This is a genomic window from Janthinobacterium sp. BCJ23 (assembly GCF_059617945.1).
The window spans coordinates 181,104-201,942 of sequence record NZ_JCAQAW010000001.1 but is presented as its reverse complement, the minus strand read 5'-3'; the positions used below and the strand labels follow the sequence as shown (position 1 = coordinate 201,942).

Annotated in this window: 17 protein-coding genes; 7 read left to right on the top strand and 10 right to left on the bottom strand. The window is 61.6% G+C overall.

The annotated features are described in order from the left end of the window. The first annotated feature begins 91 nt into the window (after window positions 1–91). The 6 genes from htpX to bamC all read left to right on the top strand — a co-directional run bounded on the left by htpX (window position 92) and on the right by bamC (window position 5,263). Window positions 92–976, top strand: coding sequence for a protease HtpX (gene htpX / locus AC54AG_RS00860; RefSeq protein ID WP_070303511.1), 885 nt, complete (start codon window positions 92–94; stop codon window positions 974–976). A 38-nt stretch (window positions 977–1,014) separates the two neighbouring features. Next, entirely contained in the window at window positions 1,015–1,638 is a 624-nt protein-coding gene (locus AC54AG_RS00855) for an L-threonylcarbamoyladenylate synthase (protein ID WP_070303512.1), read from the top strand. A gap of 94 nt (window positions 1,639–1,732) precedes the next feature. Continuing rightward, entirely contained in the window at window positions 1,733–2,410 is a 678-nt protein-coding gene (locus tag AC54AG_RS00850) for a site-2 protease family protein (protein WP_034750684.1), read from the top strand. Window positions 2,411–2,452: 42 nt separating this feature from the next. Continuing rightward, on the top strand, window positions 2,453–3,025 hold the full coding sequence (locus AC54AG_RS00845) for a class I SAM-dependent methyltransferase (protein WP_072455247.1): 573 nt from the start codon (window positions 2,453–2,455) through the stop codon (window positions 3,023–3,025). Window positions 3,026–3,109: 84 nt separating this feature from the next. Beyond that, a complete protein-coding gene (gene dapA / locus AC54AG_RS00840) occupies window positions 3,110–3,988 on the top strand; it encodes a 4-hydroxy-tetrahydrodipicolinate synthase (protein ID WP_034750679.1) in 879 nt (292 codons plus the stop codon). An 81-nt stretch (window positions 3,989–4,069) separates the two neighbouring features. Further along, on the top strand, window positions 4,070–5,263 hold the full coding sequence (gene bamC, locus AC54AG_RS00835; protein ID WP_496629295.1) for an NlpB/DapX family lipoprotein: 1,194 nt from the start codon (window positions 4,070–4,072) through the stop codon (window positions 5,261–5,263). A gap of 281 nt (window positions 5,264–5,544) precedes the next feature. Here the strand turns inward: bamC and AC54AG_RS00830 are convergent, their stop codons facing one another. Together AC54AG_RS00830 and AC54AG_RS00825 are read right to left on the bottom strand one after the other, a co-directional pair. Continuing rightward, window positions 5,545–5,799 carry a hypothetical protein gene (locus AC54AG_RS00830; protein ID WP_034783358.1) on the bottom strand — a complete coding sequence of 85 codons (255 nt, stop codon included), beginning with the start codon at window positions 5,797–5,799 and terminating at the stop codon, window positions 5,545–5,547. Between the two features lie 353 nt (window positions 5,800–6,152). Then, complete coding sequence (locus AC54AG_RS00825) at window positions 6,153–7,274, bottom strand: JmjC domain-containing protein (protein WP_496629294.1); 1,122 nt, start codon at window positions 7,272–7,274, stop codon at window positions 6,153–6,155. A 93-nt stretch (window positions 7,275–7,367) separates the two neighbouring features. On the opposite strand from AC54AG_RS00825, the gene AC54AG_RS00820 reads away from it, so the two are divergent. Continuing rightward, window positions 7,368–7,913 (top strand): FKBP-type peptidyl-prolyl cis-trans isomerase, encoded by a 546-nt coding sequence (locus tag AC54AG_RS00820; RefSeq protein ID WP_070303515.1) that lies wholly within the window; start codon window positions 7,368–7,370, stop codon window positions 7,911–7,913. A 47-nt stretch (window positions 7,914–7,960) separates the two neighbouring features. On the opposite strand, the gene AC54AG_RS00815 is transcribed toward AC54AG_RS00820, so the two are convergent. The 8 genes from AC54AG_RS00815 to AC54AG_RS00780 form a co-directional block, all read right to left on the bottom strand. Then, window positions 7,961–8,998, bottom strand: coding sequence for a hypothetical protein (locus AC54AG_RS00815; RefSeq protein ID WP_496629293.1), 1,038 nt, complete (start codon window positions 8,996–8,998; stop codon window positions 7,961–7,963). Next, window positions 8,995–11,688, bottom strand: coding sequence for a DNA mismatch repair protein MutS (gene mutS, locus AC54AG_RS00810; RefSeq protein WP_496629292.1), 2,694 nt, complete (start codon window positions 11,686–11,688; stop codon window positions 8,995–8,997). The genes AC54AG_RS00815 and mutS overlap by 4 nt, the downstream gene beginning before the upstream one ends. 299 nt (window positions 11,689–11,987) lie before the next feature. Next, window positions 11,988–12,545, bottom strand: a complete 558-nt coding sequence (locus AC54AG_RS00805) for a hypothetical protein (protein ID WP_139143402.1) — start codon at window positions 12,543–12,545, stop codon at window positions 11,988–11,990. Then, window positions 12,542–14,770: a protein kinase domain-containing protein gene (locus AC54AG_RS00800; protein WP_496629291.1), complete on the bottom strand. Its 2,229-nt coding sequence runs from the start codon at window positions 14,768–14,770 to the stop codon at window positions 12,542–12,544. Before AC54AG_RS00800 ends, AC54AG_RS00805 begins: the two co-directional genes overlap by 4 nt. A gap of 201 nt (window positions 14,771–14,971) precedes the next feature. Continuing rightward, complete coding sequence (locus AC54AG_RS00795) at window positions 14,972–16,294, bottom strand: aspartate aminotransferase family protein (protein ID WP_496629290.1); 1,323 nt, start codon at window positions 16,292–16,294, stop codon at window positions 14,972–14,974. Window positions 16,295–16,375: 81 nt separating this feature from the next. Beyond that, complete coding sequence (locus tag AC54AG_RS00790) at window positions 16,376–17,263, bottom strand: MurR/RpiR family transcriptional regulator (protein WP_496629289.1); 888 nt, start codon at window positions 17,261–17,263, stop codon at window positions 16,376–16,378. Between the two features lie 44 nt (window positions 17,264–17,307). After that, window positions 17,308–17,592, bottom strand: coding sequence for a hypothetical protein (locus AC54AG_RS00785; RefSeq protein ID WP_319991004.1), 285 nt, complete (start codon window positions 17,590–17,592; stop codon window positions 17,308–17,310). A 298-nt stretch (window positions 17,593–17,890) separates the two neighbouring features. Then, window positions 17,891–20,551 (bottom strand): TonB-dependent receptor, encoded by a 2,661-nt coding sequence (locus tag AC54AG_RS00780; RefSeq protein ID WP_496629288.1) that lies wholly within the window; start codon window positions 20,549–20,551, stop codon window positions 17,891–17,893. Window positions 20,552–20,839: the final 288 nt, after the last annotated feature.

The window sequence follows — 20,839 nt, the reverse complement described above, 5'->3', positions numbered from 1 at the left end:
GCGCGGCTGGCCTGCGCCTGCCATGCGGGCTTGAAAAGTCGCGGCTGCATACTTATCTTTTAGCTATTCTGTTTTTCCGGAGCCAACGCCCATGAAACGTATCGTCCTGTTTATTGCAACCAACCTGGCCGTGATGCTGGTGCTGTCGCTCGTGCTCAGTTTGCTGGGCGTGGGCAATCCGGCGCGTGGCAGTACCTTGAACCTGGGTAGCCTGCTGGTGTTTTCGCTGGTGGTGGGCTTCACGGGATCGATCTTTTCCCTGTTGATCAGCAAACCGATGGCCAAGTGGAGCACGGGCGCGCGCGTGATCGACAACCCGACGTCGTCGACGGAATTGTGGCTGGTCAATACCGTGCGCGCGCTGTCCGAGCGGGCCGGCATCGGCATGCCGGAGGTGGCCGTGTACGAAGGCGACGCGAATGCGTTCGCCACGGGTGCTTTTAAAAATTCGGCGCTGGTGGCTGTCTCGACCGGCTTGTTGCAAAGCATGAACCGCGATGAAGTCGAAGCCGTGCTGGGCCATGAAATCGCCCACGTCGCGAATGGCGACATGGTCACTTTGACCCTGATCCAGGGCGTGGTGAATACCTTCGTCGTCTTCATGGCCCGTGTCGTGGGTTTCTTTGTCGACAATGTGCTGCTGAAAAATAACAACCGCGAAGGCGGCGGACGGGGCATCGGCTATTTCGTCACCGTGATGGTGTGCGAAGTGATCTTCGGCTTGCTCGCTTCCATCATCGTTGCCTGGTTCTCCCGCCAGCGCGAATTCCGCGCCGATGCCGGTTCTGCCAAGCTGTTGGGCAGCCCCACGCCGATGATGCATGCGCTGGCACGCCTGGGCGGCGTGCCGCCGGGCGAGCTGCCGCAATCGATGCAGGCGCTGGGCATCAGCGGCGGCAATGGCGGCTGGGGCGCGTTGTTCGCCACCCATCCGCCGATCGAACAACGCATCGCCGCGCTGCGCGGCGTACAATAATGCTAACTTAACAAGCTGGTTCGCCAGAACGCTTACACATGAGTCAATTTTTCCAGATTCACCCTGACAATCCGCAATTGCGCCTGATCAAGCAGGCGGCGCAGATCATCCAGTCCGGCGGCGTCGTGGCCCTGCCTACGGATTCCTGCTATGCGCTCGTATGCCAGCTTGACGACAAGGGCGCCGTCGAGCGCCTGCGCCGCATCCGTGGTGTGGATGAAAAGCACCATCTCACCTTGCTGTGCCGCGACTTGAGCGAGCTGGGCGTGTACGCCCGCGTGGACAATCGCCAGTTCCGCCTGCTCAAGGCGGCCACGCCGGGCGCCTATACCTTCATCCTGGAAGCGACGAAGGAAGTGCCGCGCCGCCTCAGCCACCCGTCGCGCAAAACCATCGGCCTGCGCGTGCCGCAGCACCGCATCGTGCAATGTCTGCTGGAAGAGCTGGGCCAGCCCCTGCTGGGCGCGACATTGACTCTGCCCGGCGATGAAGAGAGCCTGACGGACGCCGACACCATCCGCGAACGCCTGGAAAAACTGGTCGACCTGATCATTGATGGCGGCGTCTGTGCGCATGGCCCCAGCACCGTGATCGACCTGACGGGACCGGAGGCGGAAGTGGTGCGCGTGGGACGCGGCGACCCGGCCGTGCTGGGCTTGTAGAGGGATATCGCGCGCCTGTTGCCGCGCCGGTCTTCACCTGTTCTTAATGACAACGTAAGAAAGAGGCTGTGGCGCCTCTGGTAGAATCGCGGTCATGAGCGATTTCAATACGATAGTCCAGACCATTGCGGTGTACCTGGTACCGGTGCTGTTTGCCATTTCCCTGCATGAGGCGGCGCACGGCTACGTCGCCCGCTATTTCGGTGACCCCACGGCTTCGAACGAGGGCAGGCTGAGCCTCAATCCCATCCGGCACATCGATCCTTTCGGCACGATCTTGCTGCCCTTGATGCTGTATTTCGCAATCCAGGTACCGTTCGGCTATGCCAAGCCGGTACCCGTCGATTTCAGCCGCCTGCGCAATCCGAAGAAGCAGATGGCCTGGGTGGCGTTTGCCGGGCCTGGCGCCAATTTCGTGATGGGCCTGGGCTGGATGATCGCCTTTGTCGTGCTCAGCGTTATGCCGCCGACGGAAATGGGCATGTTTTTCCGCAAGATGGCGGGCGCCGGCGTCAGCGTGAATGCTGCCATGTTCGTCTTTAACCTGATTCCCGTGCCGCCGCTCGATGGCGGACGCATCATGACAGGCTTGCTGCCGATGCAACTGGCGCGCCCTTACGCCAGCATCGAGCGCTACAGCCTGTATGTGTTCGGTGCCCTGGTGCTGCTGATGTACACGGGCGTACTGAACCGCGCCTTGCTGGCGGCAATCGAATTTGTCATAGGCATTTTTGTCACCATGGTCACGCCCCTGACGGCCCTGTTGACGTGATACAAGCAACCGGATGGTCGCAAATAATTGATGGAAGTACCGATGCAAGCAATTGAACCAACAGTAGAAACCGAAGCGATTTCCGGCTGGCTGCGCCGCTGGGCGCCGCTGATCCCGGGCGGTGAAGTGCTGGACCTGGCCTGCGGCGCAGGCCGCCATGCGCGCCACCTGGTGAGCCTGGGCCACCCCGTGATCGCGCTCGACCATGATCCGGAAATGCTGGAAAAAGCGGCCGGCACGGGCATCACCACCTCGCTGGTGGACCTGGAAGCGCCGGGCGCCGTATGGCCCTTCGCGCCCGGCCGCTTTGCCGGCATCGTCGTCACCAATTATCTGCACCGGCCGTTGCTGGACGCCATGGTCGCCAGCCTGGCGCCCGATGGCGTGCTGCTGTATGAAACGTTTGCCGAGGGTAATGAGCAGTTCGGCAAGCCGTCGAATCCGAAATTTTTGCTGAAGGAAGGCGAAATGCTGAGCTGGGCGGTGCAGCAGGGATTGCGTGTGGTAGCGTATGAGGATGGGCGTGTGGAACAGCCAAAAGCTGCTCTGGTGCAACGAATTTGCGCCGTCCGGCCGGATTTTCCACGGTTGGCGGCGCTGCTGCCGACGTTTTGAGCGGCCATACTATGTCAGAATGCACCACAGGCGCGGGCTATCCGCTACAATCGTTGTTTTATTTATCGGCGCTATAAACTTACTATGATCAAGGGCAGCATTGTAGCAATCGTCACCCCGATGCACGCAGACGGCAGTCTGGACTTTCCAGGTCTGCGCAAGCTGATCGACTGGCATATCGCCGAGGGTACGGACGGCATCGTCATCGTTGGCACAACGGGCGAATCGGCAACAGTCAGCGTGGAAGAACACTGCGAACTGATACAGTTGACCGTCGAACATGCCAAGGGACGCATTCCTATCATCGCCGGCGCCGGAGGCAACTCCACGGCCGAGGCCATCAAACTGACGCGCTACGCGAAAGAAGCGGGCGCCGATGCTGTCTTGCAAGTGGTGCCGTATTACAACCGTCCTACCCAGGAAGGCATGTACCAGCACTTCAAGGCCATCGCCGAAGCCGTCGACATCCCCGTCATCCTGTACAACGTACCGGGCCGTACGGTTGCCGACATGAGCAACGAGACCATCGTGCGCCTGTCCGCCATCCCGAATATCGTCGGCGTGAAAGATGCGACCGGCAATATCGGCCGTGGCATCGACCTGCTGCGTTTGGTCCCAGCCGACTTCGCCGTGTACTCGGGCGACGATCCGACAGCCATGGCGCTGATGTTCTGCGGCGGCCACGGCAATATCTCCGTGACGGCCAACGTCGCGCCGCGCGCCATGCACGAACTGTGCGTCGCGGCCATGGCGGGCGAGCGCGCCACGGCAATCGCCATCAATAACAAGGTTTTCCCTCTGCACCAGAAGCTGTTTGTCGAGCCCAACCCGGTGCCCGTCAAATGGGCGATGGCCGAAATGGGCCTGATGCCTGCCGGCATACGCTTGCCACTGGTGCCGCTGGCTGAAAACTGCCATGCGACCGTGCGCGATGCCTTGCGCGACGCCGGCATCCTGTCTTAAGACCGAACTTCAAGCCCGGACTTGACCAGTCCGGACCTTCCCTGATTCCAGCTGCTACTTAGCTTCTTATCCAGTTACGACATGACTAATTGCAAGAAAAACCAATCGGCGCCTGCCACCATCGCCGTCCGCGGCATCGTCATCGGCGCCATCGCAGCCAGCCTCGCGGGCTGCGGCATGATCAGTTCGGTAGTCGGCGGCGACAAGGTCGACTACAAGTCGGTCAAGAAAGCCGGCACCCTGGACGTGCCGCCTGACCTGACGCAATTGCAGCAGGACAACCGCTACTCGCTGCCGGATGCGAAAAACGGCGTGGCCACGGCTTCCGGCTACAACGCGCAGCGCAACGCCACGGCCGGTACGTCCGTCGTCGTGGGTGCCGACGGCGTGGTCGGTGTCGTGCCGGTCACGGCAGGCGGCGTGAAGGTCGAGCGCGCGGGCAACCAGCGCTGGCTGGTCGTCAAGCAGTCGCCTGAAGTGCTGTGGCCGCAACTGAAGCAGTTTTGGGAAGATTCGGGCTTTACCATTGCCGTCGACCAGCCTACGGCTGGCATCATGGAAACCGAGTGGAATGAAAACCGCGCCAAGGTGCCGCAAGACTTTATCCGCAGCACCATCGGCAAGGCCTTCGATTCGCTGTACTCGACCGGTGAAAAAGACAAGTTCCGCACGCGCGTGGAGCGCCTGGCCGATGGCTCGACCGAGATCTACGTCAGCCACCGTGGCGTGGAAGAGGTTGTCACGGGCCGCGACAAGGAAACCACCACCTGGACCGCTCGCCCGAACGATCCGGGCCTGGAAGCGCAATTCCTGGCCAAGCTGATGACGCGCCTGGGCGCGGCCAGCGACGATGCGCAAGCGAAGACGGCTGTCGATGCCGCCATCGTGCAGCCGCAGCACGCCAAGCTGGTCGGCGACGCCGCCACGCCGGCGCGCGCAATCGAAGTCGATGAAGGTTTCGACCGCGCCTGGCGCCGTGTCGGCCTGGCGCTGGACCGCGTCGGCTTTACCGTGGAAGACCGCGACCGCACGCAAGGCACGTATTTCGTGCGTTACGTCGATCCGGATGCGGTCAAGAAAGACGGTTTCTTCTCGAAACTGTTCAGCTGGGGTTCGTCGTCCGACAAGGACAAGGAAGCGCAGCGCTACCGCGTCCTCGTCAAGGCCGGCACGGGCTCGACCAGCCTGGTCAGCATCCTCAGCAACGAAGGCCAGCCAGATACCTCGCCAGTGGCAGAGAAGATCCTGGGCCTGCTGAACGATCAGTTGAAATAAGGTTCACTGAGTGGCGGCGATCAAAAGCTGCCACGCATCATAAAAAAGGCTGGCCCGGTGCAAACCGGGACAGCCTTTTTATTTTGGGTACGCAATAGATGCTTGCGACGCCCAACAAAACCGTAGCGAGCGCCAGTGATTTGTGGCTAAGAAGCGCAGCCGTACTTTAGTACGGTGAGCATCGCAGGCCGCAAAGCGCGGCGCGCAGTAGGTTTGGTTGGGTGTTTACCCAACAAAAAAGCCGGCCCTAAGGCCGGCTTTCTCTAGTGCAGGGTGCTAAATTACTTAGCAGCCGATGCAGCAGCCGAAGCAGCGGAAGCAGCGTCGGTAGCGGCCGAAGCGGCAGCCGAAGCAGCAGCAGCAGCGTCGGTAGCGGCCGAAGCAGCAGCGTCAGCAGCAGCAGCTGGAGCAGCTTCAACTGCTGGTGCTGGTGCTGGGGTTTCAACTACTGGTGCTGGTGCAGGAGCTTCTTCTTTTTTGCTGCAAGCAGCCAGAGCAACAACCATCAGGGAGGCGATCAGCAGGGATTTTTTCATTTGTTTTCCTTAATTATTTCAAAAAATAAATCAACATTGTTGCGATGAATAATTACCGGTAATTATCGCTCGTTAGGTCGTCTTCGAAGGCTTTTCGTACCAGGTGGTGCCTGCCAGACAACGGAAACTTCCTAACCGAATATTATAGCGATTTTTGGTGCGTCGCAATAGGAGCAAGAGGCAAATTCGCAACTATTTTGTGATATCGCAATATTTGCCGAAGCAAATTGCAAGCAAGTGTAAGTGTTTTGCGAAAGCGCGACAAAACGATATAAAAATAATATCTTTCTTTGCGCTGGCGCAGAAGATGTTATTTTGCTTACTGTAATACCACTTTGCTACGCTGCACCCATTCAAGCCAGTTCGATCCAGCCATCCTGATACCAAGTATATAAGGCATCCATCACGTCATCGGAAGCCATGGCCACGGCGGCGCCATCGAGGGCGCGTTCGTTGGCCAGGGTTTCCAGGGCCGCTTTGTCGGCCTTGCCAATGGCAAACGATTCGCCATTGATGAAGACATTCTTGCCACGATACAGCATCAGCGTCTTGCGCGACAACACGACACCTTTTTTCTGTGCGGCGTCCGCGAAGCGGCCCACCGTCAGCGGCTTGGACAGCGGCGTGAAAAACACATTGTGCTTCGGTTCCGACAGGTGTTCGCCGAGGAAAATGGTGACGTCTTCTTCCGTGAAGCACACCTTGTTCAGTTCTTCCGCGATGGTGCTGAGCATTTCACGGGGGATTTCCGCCGGCTTGCCCGACGCTTTCAGGTCCGGATCGCTGTAAATGCCCGGCAAGTCGATCGAGTCGGCCATGAATTGCAGGAAAGCTTCGCCCAGTTCCTGGAACGAAGGCGAGCGGAAGCCGATCGAATACGTCTGGCAGTCGCCGATGGCCACGCCGTCGTGCGCATAGTGGGGCGGCAAATACAGCATGTCGCCCGGTTCCAGGGTGAATTCTTCGTCGGGCGTGAAGTTGCTGAGGATTTTCAGCGGCAAGCCGTCGATCAGGCTCAGGTCCTTCTGCGCGCCGATGCGCCAGTGGCGCTTGCCCTGGCCTTGCAGCAGGAACACGTCATAGGAATCGAAATGCGGGCCCACGCCGCCGCCATCGGTGGCAAAGCTGACCATCAGGTCGTCCAGGCGCGCGTCCGGCAGGAAACGGAACTGGCGCAGCAGGGCGTCGGCCTTGGCGCTGTGCAGGTTGGCGCCCTGCACCAGCAGCGTCCATTCCTTCTGTTTCAGCGAAGGCAGGCTGGTCAGCGGACCTTGCTGCATGTTCCAGTGGCCATCCGCATGGCTGACCAGGCGCGATTCAACGTGATCGAGGGTAGCCAGCTCGGCCAGGGCCTTGAAATCGAACAGCGCCTTGAAGCCGGGTACGGCTTGACGGATCAACAGGGGCTTTTTATGCCAGTAGTCGCGCAGGAATTGCGCCGGCGTGATATCGCCGAGGAGAGTTAATGTTTTCATGCGCCCATTATAACAACCGGAAATGCAGGAATGCGCCTGCCGTTGGCGGCGTGAAGGTATAATTTGCCAGCTTATACAATGAAAGGAAGCATAATGAAGATTGCCAAAAATACGGTCGTGACTGTCAACTACAAACTGTCAGACGCGCAAGACAATCTGATCGAAGACGGCCGTCAGCCGATGGTCTACCTGCACGGTGATTATGAAAACACCCTGCCGAAGATCGAAGAAGAACTCGACGGCAAGGAAGTTGGCTACTCCAACACGATCCAGATCGAACCGGATGATGCTTTCGGTGAATACGATCCAGCCCTGGTCAAGGTCGAGCCGCGCAATCGCCTGCCTGAGCCGCTGGAAGTGGGCATGCAGTTCGAAGGCATGCCGGAAAGCGATTCGCCGGACGAAGAAGCGATGATCTTCACGGTCACCGATATCGCCGACGACAAAGTCGTGCTGGATGGTAACCATCCACTGGCCGGCATCGCGCTGCGCTTCTCGCTGACCGTCGCTGACGTGCGCGCCGCCACCGACGAAGAAATCGCCCATGGCCACGTGCATGGCGCACACGGCCATGACCATGGTGATGATGAAGAAGAGGGTGACGAAGGCGATCACTTCCGTTCGCATCCGATTCACTAATATCGCTTGTTCCAGGCCGGCTACATGCCGGCCTGTTTGCTGATGCGCTAGCGGCGTACAGTCGACGCTTTGGCGCGCGCTTGCGCCGATGGCCTGACGGCACGTTGACGCACCTCAAAGAATGGCGTCTTGCCTGGCCGTACGGCGATGGCGGACCAGTCGTTGTCGATGCTGACGTGGCCCAGGTTGCCTTTCCAGCTGATTTTCGGCCCGCCCGCCTTGGTTGCGGCCTTTTTACTCTTCCCCTCCTTGCCATCCGCGTCGCCATCGCGCTGCGTATCGACCAGCAGCACCTTGCCGCTGAACTTCTTCGCCAGGGTACGGACTTGCTTGCGCGGTCCGGCAAAGCCGTCCTGTTTTGAGCTGAAGCTGGGTAGCAGCGAATTGTCGTCTTCATCGAGCACACCCATGTCGCCATCGGAAAACAGCACGATGCCGTCGAGTTTCTTGCGCTGCGCCATGGCGAACAGGCGCTGCAGCCAGGAACGGTTGGCGACCAGGCGGTCTTCGAATTCGCTGTTGCGTCCCGCTTCCGGCAGGAAATGGTTGTTATTCGCGGGCAGGTTGATGGTGGCAAACAGCACGCCGCCGTATTCCCAGTGGGCATTTTCCGCATAGCTGCGGAACTTCGCCGTCGATGACAGCCGCGACAGGGTCAGCTTGCGCTGGCCCAGGCTCTGGTCGTCGGCGAAATACACGTCGCGCAAGCGGTTCAGGCGTTCGATGGCGTTGACCCTGCCGCGCGAGTTGCGGCAGTTGGCCCAATCGCTGGCCGAGAGCGAGACGATCAGCGGCGGGCCGCTGGCGTCCAGCAAGTCCTTGCGCTGGCTGTACAGTTTGTCGCTGCACGATTCGCTGGCCGCCTTGATGCCGGTGGCCACGACGAACGAGGCATTGAAAGCGCTCGTGTCGGCGATGGCTTTTTTCAGGGGGCCATCGTCCGGTCCGGCGTTGAAGGAATGGCCCAGCACGGCAAATTCGAAGCCGGCCTGGTCGCTCTGGGCGGCCAGCGCCGCTTGCCATGGCAGGCTGGCAGCCAGCAAGCCGGCGGCCAGCAGGTGGATCGTGCCGCGCCGGAGGGTCATGCGGCGGCCAGCCGTTTCAACTGATACAGCTGCTCGAGCGCATCGCGCGGCGTGAGCGCATCGGGATCGAGGTCGGCGATGGCGTCGAGCAAGGCTTGCTGCGCCGCGTTCAATGCGGCCAGCGGCGCCGCCGCGTCCTCTTCTTCCTCTTGCGCATACGGATCGGCTGCCGGGGCGGCAAACAGGTCGCGCTGCGGCGTGGCGTCGAGCGCCTGCGCTTCCAGGCGTGCCAGGTGTTTGCGCGCGGCCTTGATCACGGGCTGCGGCACGCCCGCCAGTTGCGCCACCTGCAAGCCATAGCTTTGCGAGGCAGGGCCCGGCTGCACGGCGTGCAGGAAGACGATGCTGTCCTTGTGCTCGACGGCCGACAGATGCACGTTGGCAGCGCTCGGGTGGCTGTCCGGCAATTGCGTCAGCTCAAAGTAATGCGTGGCGAACAGGGTGAAGCTGCGGCTTGTGTCGATCAGATGGCGCGCGATGGCCCATGCCAGCGCCAGGCCGTCGAAAGTCGAGGTGCCGCGGCCGACTTCATCCATCAGCACCAGCGAGTGCTCGGTGGCGCCGTTCAAAATCGCTGCCGATTCCGTCATTTCCACCATGAAGGTCGAGCGTCCGCCCGCCAGGTCGTCGGTGGCGCCGATACGCGTGAAGATGCGGTCGATGGGGCCGATGGTGGCAGACGCGGCCGGCACGTAGCTGCCCACGTAGGCCAGCAGAGTGATCAGTGCCACCTGGCGCATGAAGGTCGATTTACCACCCATGTTCGGACCGGTAATCAAGAGCAGGCGGCGTTCGTTGACGAAGCGGCAGTCGTTGGCGATGAATCGTTCGATCTGCTTTTCCACCACGGGGTGGCGGCCTTCGACGATGTTGATGCACGGCTCGTCGACCAGTTGCGGCGCAGCCCAGTTGTGCTGCTGCGCATGTTCCGTCAGCGCGTTCAGGGTGTCGAGCTGGGCCAGGCCCTGCGAGATCGTCTGCAAGGTGCCGATGTGCGGCGCCAGGTCGGCCAGCAGCAGGTCGTACAGCAGCTTTTCGCGCACGAGGGCCTTGTCTTGCGCCGACAGGGCCTTGTCTTCGAACACCTTCAATTCCGGCGTGATGTAGCGCTCGGCGTTTTTCAGGGTCTGGCGGCGGCGGTAGTCGTCGGGCACCTTGTCCGTCTGGCCGTGCGTCACTTCAATATAGAAGCCGTGCACCTTGTTGTATTCCACGCGCAGGTTGGCGATGCCCGTGCGGGCCCGTTCGCGCGTTTCCAGGTCGAGCAGGAACTGGCCCGCGTTTTCCGACAGCGCGCGCAATTCGTCCAATTCGGCATCGAAACCGGTGGCAAACACGCCGCCGTCGCGCACCATCGCGGCCGGTTCCTGCGCCACGGCGCGCACCAGCAAGTCCAGGCAGGCAACAGGCGTGGCCAAGGCCGTGTGGATGGCGGCCAGCAAGCCGGTTTCGCCGCCCTGGCCACGACCATAGCAACGCACGACGTCGCCGCGCAGGGCCGGCAGTTGCAGCAGGCCGTCGCGCAGGGCGGCCAAGTCGCGCGGACGCGCCGACAGCAGCGCGATACGCGTGGTGATGCGTTCGATATCGGGTACTTGCGCCAGGGTGGCGGCGAGCGGACCGGCCGCTTCGCTTTGCGCCAGCGCGGCGATCGCCTCATGGCGCGCGCGCGCCACCTTCTGGTCGCGCCGCGCATGGTGCAGCCAGTGGCGCAGCATGCGCGAACCCATGGCCGTGCGGCAATGATCGAGCAAGGAGAACAAGGTCGGCGATTCCTGGCCGCGGATGGTTTCCGTCAATTCGAGGTTGCGGCGCGTGGCCGCATCCAGGCCGATGAATTCACTTTCCGTTTCCGTGATCAAAGAGCGCACGTGCTGCAGACCGCGTCCCTGCGTCGATTGCGCATAGCGCAGCAGCGCGCCGGCCGCGCCGAACGCGGCGCCGAGGCCATCGGCGCCGAAGCCCGTCAAGGTCGCCACGCCCAATTGGTCGAGTAGGGCCTTGTGGCCGCCCACCACGTCGAAATGCCAGTCCGGTACGCGGTTGATATGTGTGCCCGCATAGTCGTCGAACAGGTTGCCATTGTCGCCGCTCAGGATCTCTGCCGGCACGATGCGCTCGAGCTCCTGCTGCAAGCGCACGGCCACGGTGCTGCTGTCGCCGGAAAACTCCATCAGTTTCAAGGCGCCGCTGGCCAGCGACAGCCAGGCCAGGCCCGTGGTCACCGTCTTGCGCTGCGTGATGCTGCACATGGCCAGCAGCGGGCGCTCGGCCTTCTCTGGCAGCAAGTCCGCATCCGTCAAGGTGCCGGGCGTGACGACGCGCATGACCTTGCGTTCGACGGGGCCCTTGCTGGTAGCCGGGTCGCCGATCTGTTCGCAAATGGCCACCGACTCGCCCAGCTTGACCAGCTTGGCCAGATAGCCGTCGAGCGAATGAAAGGGCACGCCGCACATCTTGATTGGATTGCCGCTGGCCACACCGCGCGCCGTCAGGGTAATGCCCAGCAGGCGCGATGCTTTTTCCGCGTCCTCGAAAAACAGCTCGTAGAAATCGCCCATGCGGTAGAAGACCAACATCGTCGGGTGGTTCTCCTTGATGCCTAAATATTGCTGCATCATGGGAGTGAGCTTTTCAGCCGAATTTTTCTTTGCCGCGGCGGCGTTGATTTCTTTTGGGACGGTGGTCATGTGTTCTTTGTCGTTGGTCCGGCGGCAGGGAAACGCATGCCTGCCGGGCTGTGTGTGGTGCTGTGTGCAGTCAAGGCCGCGCCATGTGGCGGAGCTTGGGTTCAAGGCCGTCATTTTACCGCTTTCGGCGGGCAGGGCGGGGTATTGCGTGCGTATGGAAAAAAGCCACGTCGATGGAATTGACGTGGCTTGGCGCATTTCGCCCGCTGGCGAGGCGCAGTGGATGGCATCGGCTGGCCAGGACGTGCAGTGATGGTTACTTTGCATTGCATTGCCGATATAGTCGGCAATACCACTCTCTACATGGTAGTGCTGCCACCCACCGAGCTTTCCGGGTCGAAGGAAAAGACGCGTAGTTCCGGTTGAACGTCTTCGCCGCGCATGATGCGTACCGTCATGACGAAGGACAATTCCCAGCGTCCAGAGGTATGACCTACGTCCAAATTGTGTTTCCATTCCTGACGGATGCGGTGCAGTGGCATCTGGTCTGGCTCACCCAGCAGTTGCTGGATTTCGAAGTCCAGAGGCAAATGATAGGTTGCACCTACTGCCTGGAGGAATGGTGATGGCGGTGAATAAATGGTCGGCACTTTCGGGCCGATTTGCGTCAGTTGCGGCACGGTGACGATGCAGCAGTCGATGATCTGGAATGAGGTGAAGCCGCTATCCTTGGAGCCGCAGCAAGTAACGTCGAGATAGACATGCTGACCTTTCTGGAAGTGCACGCCGCCCATGTAGGGGCCATGGCGAGGATCGGCTGTGCCGTCGCAGGAGGTGAAATTGTAGTCAAGCTGATTGGTAATCTGGTCTGCATCAAAATGCACGGATAACTTCATCCAAGGGCTTACAGGCGTCATTTTTTACTGTCTCTTTCCAGGTTGATGAGAAGTTGTTGGTAGCGGGCATCTCGCCGCAGGTTCAACAGATCGGGGGCTGATTCGATCAGATTGAGAGGGTAGCCAAGCTTGCTGGCTTGTAAAAGTGAAGCCAATGCGTCACTGCGATTGCCAATTAGTTCGTGCGTGAGGGCTGCACGGAATTGCACGTCGGCCGCTCGCGGTGCCAGATTCAGCGCTTGTCGCATGCTAGCCAGCGCTGCCTGTTTTTCTCCTACATAAGCCAAATAGAGTGCCATGCGGGAATTGACGGTGCCATCGTTTGGCATGCGTTGAAGTATTGGCCGCAGCAGGGTAATGGCGCGTAGATAGGACTGTTTTGATGCCTGAATCTGCGCTGGTATCCAACGCTGTGCATCAGCTAGGTTAGCCCACAACATATACATGTTGGGACTACCCTTGGTTTCAGAGACGGCATTTTCAAACGCTTGTACTGCGCCAAGATAGTCCCCCTTCGCAAACAGTGATGTGCCGAGGTTCGTATACAGTTCCCAATACGGGCTGATCTGCAACCCTTGCTGCAGTACTTGCAGTGCTTCGTCGTTGCGATTTTGTCGTAACAGCGCGGCGTTCAGGTAGGCGTAAGTGCCGGGTGATTGCGGATCCATACTTATGCTTTTGCGGAATGCTTTTTCAGCACCAATGTAGTCGCCTTGCTTGTAACGCATGATTCCAAGTTGGGCGACAAATACATGCTCACTTGGATAAGTGGCGATGGCTTGATCTAATATTTTTTTCGCCGAATTGAACTGATGACCAACTATAAATAGGCGGGCCTTGCCATACAAGGCTAGCAAATTATTCGGTTCCAAGTTCAGCGCAGTATTGATTGCGTGCTGTGCTTCGTCACGCTTTCCGTGTAGCTCATGTACTGCTGCCTGTGCTACATGGGCGAGGGCCAATTGGTCGTCTGCCACTAGTGCCTGTCGTGCGCTGACATCGGCCCGTTGCAGCCAGGTGTCATCGCGGCCATCACTGATATAGCGGAGGCTTGCTGCCAGCGACAGGCCGGCCGATGCAGCCGCATTATGAGGATTGTGTTGCAGCACTGTCGAGAAGTGCGCAAAGGCCTGCTTCTGGCTGCTATCGCGGTCAAACGTACGTAAGGCATCCATGCCAGCCTTCATGGACGCAATTTCCGAGTACGCCGGCGCGCCTGTAGTGCCGCGCAACCTAGCCACCAAATCGGGCCCTTGCAAGACACTCAAGCCTAGTAATAAGAAGGCTCCTGCCGCCAGCATGGTACGCTTGACGGGCACCTGCAGCCGGATAGCGATCGAAGCCGGCGGCTTGGCAGGCTGAGCGGGTTTGCTGTCGGCGTCGAGGGCGGTCGCTGTTGCCGCAGATATTTGCTGCCCACCTAGCGCCTCGCGCACAGCGCGCATGGTGCGTGGCCGTTCGGCCGGGTCGTGCGCCGTCATCGCGCGCACGAGGGCGTTGATGGCGGGTGGTACCGATTCTGGCAGGTCGGGCCACGGTTCCGTTGCCTGCATGTGGGCGGCGGCCAGGGCCAGGCCGTTCAGGTGGGCGAAGTGGCGCTGGCCGGCCAGCATTTCGTACAGCATGGCGCCCAAGGCATACACGTCGCCGCGCGTGTCGGGCAGGCGGCCCATCAGGCGCTCGGGCGCCATGTAGGCAATGGTGCCTTGCAGGTCGCACAGCGTGGTCGTTTGCGTTGCTTGCGGGTCGATGTGGCGGGCCAGGCCGAAGTCGAGGATGCGCACTTGACCGTCCGCTTCCAGCATCAGGTTCGACGGTTTCAGGTCGCCGTGCACGAGGTCCATGGCGTGCGCCTCGTCCATGGCGTCGGCGATCTGGTAGGCGATGTCGAGTGCCGTTTGCAAGTCTGCCTTGCCGCTGTGCATGAACTGGCCTAGGGTCTGGCCTTCGACCAGTTCCATGACGATGGACTGGCCCGTGCCCTGGCCTTCGATGGCGAAGATGCGCACGAAGGCCGCATGCTTGAGCGAGGCGGCCAGGCGCGCTTCATTGATCAGTTTTTCCGGGTGCAGCACGTCGGCTTGCGGTTTCAGCCGTTTCAGCGCCACGCTGCGGCACAGCTTGGCATCCCACGCTTCGAATACATGGCCGAAACCGCCTTCGCCCAGCAAGCGGCGCACTTCATAGTGCCCGCTGATCGTGTCGTCTTGCAGAGGGGGCTGACGCAGGGAGTCGAGCAGTTCCATATACCTTGGCTTCAGAGTGCATCAACATGGGCGTCAAGCATCGAAAAGGGGTAATGCGACGATTGAATGCCCAAGATGATTGATTTTGAGTAACTTCCTGATTTAAAACGATTGTTTAAAATAAGTCAATTAATATTGACAAGGAGTGAACAGAAACTGCTGGCAGTCGCCTTTGCGCGTTTCTGCCGCAGGCATGTGCTGCTACGCCACACAGGCATCGATGGCCGCGCCCAGCTTGTCGACAATTTCATCGACGTGGCTGGCGTCGATGATGTAGGGCGGCGCCAGCAGGATGTGGTCGCCGTGCAGGCCGTCGATGGTGCCGCCCATGGGATAGCACATCAGTCCGGCTTGCATGGCTTGCGCCTTGATGCGCGCGTGCAGGCGGCGGGCCGGGTCGAACGGCTGTTTGGTATTGCGGTCCCGCACCAGTTCCAGTCCCAGGAACAGGCCGCGGCCGCGGATGTCGCCCACATGCGCGTGGCTATCGAAACGCTGGCGCAGCCGCTCTTGCAGCAAGCCGCCCATGGTGCGCACCTTGGCCAGTAAATCGCGCTCCTCGATCTGCCGCTGCACGGCCAGGGCGGCGGCGCAGGCTGTGGCGTGGCCGATATACGTGTGGCCGTGCTGGAAGAAGCCCGTGCCCGCGCGGATGGTGTCGCGGATATCTGTCGATACCATGACGGCGCCGATGGGCTGGTAGCCGGCGCCCAGGCCCTTGGCGATGCAGATCAGGTCGGCGCTGATGCCTTCCTGCTCGCAGGCGAACAGGCTGCCCGTGCGGCCCATGCCGCACATGACTTCGTCGAGGATCAGCAGAATGCCGTGGCGCTGGCAGATCTCGCGCATGCGCGCAAAATAGCCGGCCACGGCGGGCAGGGCGCCGGCCGTGGCGCCGACGACGGGTTCGGCGATGAAGGCCATGACGTTGTCCGCGCCGAGTGCGGCGATATTGTCTTCCAGCTCCTGGCCCAGGCGCGCCACGTAGTCGCCATCCGTTTCATGCGCCTGCTGGTCGCGCCAGGCGTAGCACGGGGAAACGTGGGTGACGCCGATCAGCAGCGGTTCGAACTGCTGGCGGCGCCAGGCGTTGCCGCCCGTGGCCAGCGCGCCCAGGGTGTTGCCGTGGTAGCTCTGGCGGCGTGCGATGACGTGGCGGCGCTGCGGCTGGCCCCGCTCGACGAAATACTGGCGCGCCATCTTGAGCGCGCTTTCCACCGCCTCCGAACCGCCCGAGACGAAATACACGCTGTCGATGCCGGCTGGTGCCCGGGCGACGAGGAAATCGGCCAGCTGCTCCATCGGCTCGCTGGTAAAAAACGAGCTGTGCGCGTACGCCAGCGTGGCAATCTGCCGCTGCACGGCGGCAATGACGGCCGCATCCGAATGACCGAGGCAGGAGACGGCCGCGCCGCCGCAGGCGTCCAGGTAGAGCTTGCCATCGGCATCGATCAGGTAGGGGCCGTCGCCGCCCACGGCGACGGGATAGCTGGCGGTCAAGCTGCGGTGGAAGACATGGCTCATGGCATCGCTTTCTTATCGACAAGTGGGATGGCCGATTATAGGAGGCGTTGCGCCGCAATGCAACGAATGATGTATTTGTTTTTAATTTACATCGTTTGATGTTTTGACATAGGCCCCCAGCGTTCGCAGCTGGTTTTCCGCCGCGCCGATGGCCGTGACGGCATCGGGCCCCGCGCGCGCCACCAGCAGTTCCACCAGGCTTTCCACGGCCGCGACGCCGGCCACGATGGAGGGGAAGAACGAGGGGCTGTCGACGGCGATGACGATGCTGGCATCGGCCTGAAGGGCCAGCGGCGACATGGCGCTGTCGCTGATGGCGATCACCTGGCAGCCGCCCTGGCGCGCCGCCTGCGCCACCAGCAGCGCTTCGCTCGAGTACGGCGCGAAGCTGACGACGACGACGGCTTCGCCCGCCTGCAGGGCGCGCAAGTCCATTTCCAGGGTGCCGCCCTGGCCGCTCAGCAGCTGCACGCTGGGGCGCAGCAGCCGGTACAGATAATGCAGGGTGTAGGCGATCGGGTGGGCGGCGCGAAAGCCGGCCACGTGCACGCGGGGCGCTGCCTGCAGCAGAGCGGCGGCCGCCTCCAGGGCGGCGTGGTTGGCGCTTTCCGTGGCGGCCAGGTTGCGCTGCTGCACCGTGAACACTTCGGTGACAAGATCACCGTCTTTATCGGCCAGCGCGCCCGCTTTTGCCGCGTAGCCGCTTGGCCCCGCGCGCAGGCGTTCGACGAAGATGGCTTTCAGTTCTGGCCAGCCGGCAAAGCCCAGCTGCTGCGCCAGGCGCACGAGGGCGGCCGATTGCACCTGCGCGCGCGCGGCGATGCTGCGCATCGACGAGACGGCCACTTCATCCGGATGGTCAGCCAGGTAGCGTGCGCCGGCCTGGAATTGCGGGCTCAGTTCCGCATGGCGCGCCTTGATCAGGTCCATCAGTGCCGCATAGGAATCGTGGGGTGTCGCTGCCTGCATCGCCGTGCCTCATTGAATAGGTTGCGGCGATGGTACAGGATTCGTCAGCGGGCCGGTAGCGGCGCGCTGTGCGCCAGGGCGGCCGTGCGCGGGCGCAGGCGGGCAAACAGGTGCGGCCCGGCCGGTTTGCGGTGCGGTCCCGTCGTCAGCACGCGCAAGGCGGTGGGCAGTGCCACGTCGTGGCAGTGCAAAAACAGGGCGGCGGCGCCCGTGCCGGCCATTTCCTGCAAGGCCAGCGCATGTTCGACCAGCGCCGCCGTGCGCATGTCGAGCCGCACCGGGATGTCGGGTTGAAATAACTGTATGTCGACGTGCCGTGCATCGCGCATGCTGTCCCCGCCAGGTTCGATGGTCAGACTGCCAGCATAAAAGCGCCCCGGCGCCACCACTTTGCGTTAAATCAATTCCTATGTCGAATAGATTCCACAAGGCAAAAAAACGCCAACCGTCACCGGCTGGCGCTGAACACCCTCAAGGAAGAAGACATGTATTCCAACGACGTTTCGACGCCTGACAAAACCATCGCGAGCGGCAGTGATTTGTGGCCGAGAAGCGCAGCGGCACTGTGGTGCCGTGAGCATCGCCGGCCGCAAAGCGCGCCGCGCAGCCGGTTTGGTCAGGTGTTCATCACAAGCTCCAGCGTACTGATAAACCTACTACCTTGTCGTAGCGCCGCACGTCGCGCACATAGTCCGGCGTGTCGTGGTAGTCGCGATAGGTCGAGTCGAGCAGGTTGTTCGCGTCGAGGGTCACCGTGGTGTTCGGGTTGAGCTTGTACGACACCGACGCGTCCAGGGTCTTGGTGGGCGCCACAGTCAGGTGGATGCCCTTGCCGCGGTAGTTGTAGTCGTCGACGTATTTGTCGCGCCAGCTGTAGGCCAGGCGTGCCGACCACGGTCCCTGTTCGTACAGACCGACGATATTGGCCGACCACTTCGACATGCCCGTGAACGGGTGCACGCTGCCATTCAGCTCTTCCAGCTCGCCCGTCATGTAGGTGGCGTTCGCTTGCAGGCCCAGGCCGCTCATCCAGCCGGGCAGCTTGTCGTAGAACTGCTGGTACGCCATTTCCAGGCCTTGCAGATGGCCCTTCGAGGTGTTGCGCGGGCGCGTGATGTCGTACTCGATGCCGCCATACGTTTCCTTGGCCGAACCGGACAGGATGTAGTTCTTGAAGTTGTGGCGGAACACGGTGGCCGTGACGGAACCCGTCTGCGCGAAATACCATTCCAGCGCCACGTCGAGGTTCTTGCCTTCCACGGGTTTCAGGTCGGGATTGCCGCCGCTGCCCGTCGGGCGCACCATCTCCAGGCTCTGGCCCAGGCTCACGCCGGGGTTGAAATCGGCGAAGTTCGGGCGCTGCACGGCCTTGCCGGCCGTCAGGCGGGCGACCAGGTCCTGGCGCAGCATGGCTTTCAAGGTCATGCTGGGCAGCACGTCCGTATCCGAGGTTTTTACGCGCACGGGCGTGATGATGCCGTTTTGCGAGGAATTGCCCTGCAAGTCCTGCTTGGTCTGCACCACGCGCACGCCCAGGGTGCCGTCGACCGGTACCTGCGCCAGGTCAAAGCCGATGCGCGCCTTGCCGTAGACGGCATTGGTTTTTTCCACATCCTTGTAGTGGGTCATCGGATCGTCGGGGCTGCGTTCGCTGCTGCCCGTAAACAGCTGGCGCAGCGCGGCCGTGTTGTTGAGCATGAAGTCGCGGCACGGCGTGAGCCAGCTTTGCAGGCCGAAGTTGCCCGTGTTGTCGTGCGAGGCGCACGCCAGGCCGGGGATCGCGTCCGCAGTCATGACCGACGCCAGCCCGCCCTGGCCATTTTTTTCGCGGATCGATTCGGCCTTGCGCTTGGCCAGGCGCACGCCGCCCGAAAATTCGCGGAAGAAGCCCGTGCTGTCCATGTCGTAGGTGACGTCGCCGCGCCAGTCGGTCGAGCTGCCTTCGTCGTGGCTGTGATTGTCGTAGAAGCCGAGCAGCGTATAGTTCTTCGGGTCCATCATGTTGTAGCCGGGGTAGCTGATCTGCGCTCCGCCGTTCACGTTCGTGCTGCCGATCACGCTGGTCGGATGGGCGAGGAAGTCGAGGATGGGGAATTCGCGCTCGAAGTTGCTGACCGTGCGCGCCAGTTCCGTCGTGGCGCGCAGTTGCGGCGTGATGTCCCAGCGCGCGCCGATGGCGCCTTGCGATCCGATCGAGCGGTCGCGCCGCGCCTGGGTCGAGCCCAGCGTGAACGGCGACCATGGGCCGTCGATCTTGCCCACCGTGGCCGCCTGATTGGTGCCGGGGATCAGGGTGATGTCCGGGTTCTGGCCCCATGGCAGCGAACCGACGAAGAACTGGCTGTCGAAAGCGTGCTTGATCAGGGTCGACATGCCTTCCGCATACACTTCCACCTGCGAGTTCGGGCGCCACTGGAAGGCGGCGTTGGCCGCGTAGCGCTTGCGGTCGCCCACGGTCGGGATCATGCCGACGGAATCGGGGCCCGTGATGTTGCCCGCTTCCGGGCGCTTGACGGGTTCGGCGTTCCAGATCGTCTCGTCATAGTATCTGCCGCGCTGGTAGGACAGGCCGAGCAGGGCGCCGAATTCGCCGTATTGGGTCTTCCAGCGGTTCGAGACCATGCCGCTGACGTTCGGGTCCGTCGAGCCGGACTTGTCGCGGTGTTCGGCGCGCACGTTGCCCGATGCCGTAAAACCCTTGAAGTCGAACGGGCGGTTGGTGCGCACGTCGATCACGCCGGCCGTGCCGCCTTCGACCATGTCGGCGCCCTGCGATTTATAGACGTCCACGCGCTGCAGCATGGCCGTCGGAATATCGGCCAGGTACAGGCTGCGGCCCACGGAGGTGAACATTTCGCGGCCGTTGAGCAGGGTCACCACGCCAGGCAAGCCGCGGATGATGACGGTACCGGCTTCGCCGCCTTCGCGGCGGACCTGCACGCCCGTCACGCGGCCGAGGATTTCAGCCACGTTCTTGTCGGGGAATTTGCCGATTTCATCGGCGACGATGGAGTCGACCACCTGGTCGCTGTTTTTCTTGATCGTCTGCGCGCTTTGCGCCGCCCTGCGCACGCCCGTAACGGCGACGACGGCGATGCCGCCATTGTTGGCTGGCGCTGCTGCCGGTGCCGCTTCTGCCACTGGTGTTTCCACGGCGGGCGCTTGCTGCGCCCAGACGGAGGCGCTGCTCAGCAGGCCTGCGCCGGCCAGGGCGGCCACCGTCGCCTTCAAGGTCAAGCGTGTATTTTGTCGGGGCGTGCGGGTGCCCGTTGCCATCAATCGCATCATCCTGTCTCCACCTGTATTTTAGTTATGTTGAGAACGCTGCGGCAGTCGCCGCCAGAGCTGGAACTGGCTCAGGAAGCATGGTAGGGGCGAATGACTTTGCGCCACAAATGACTTCTTTTGCGATGTCCATATCAATTCCGGTATCCCTGCCGCATTCATGCACCTGCCGGCCTTGCCCGCTCTCCACACGTGGCGAAAATAGTTTTGTATTTTTTGCCGGTGGCGGCGTTGAGGTAGCGATGCAGCGGCACCAGATGGGGCGTCGCCATCCCACTCAATGAAAGGAAG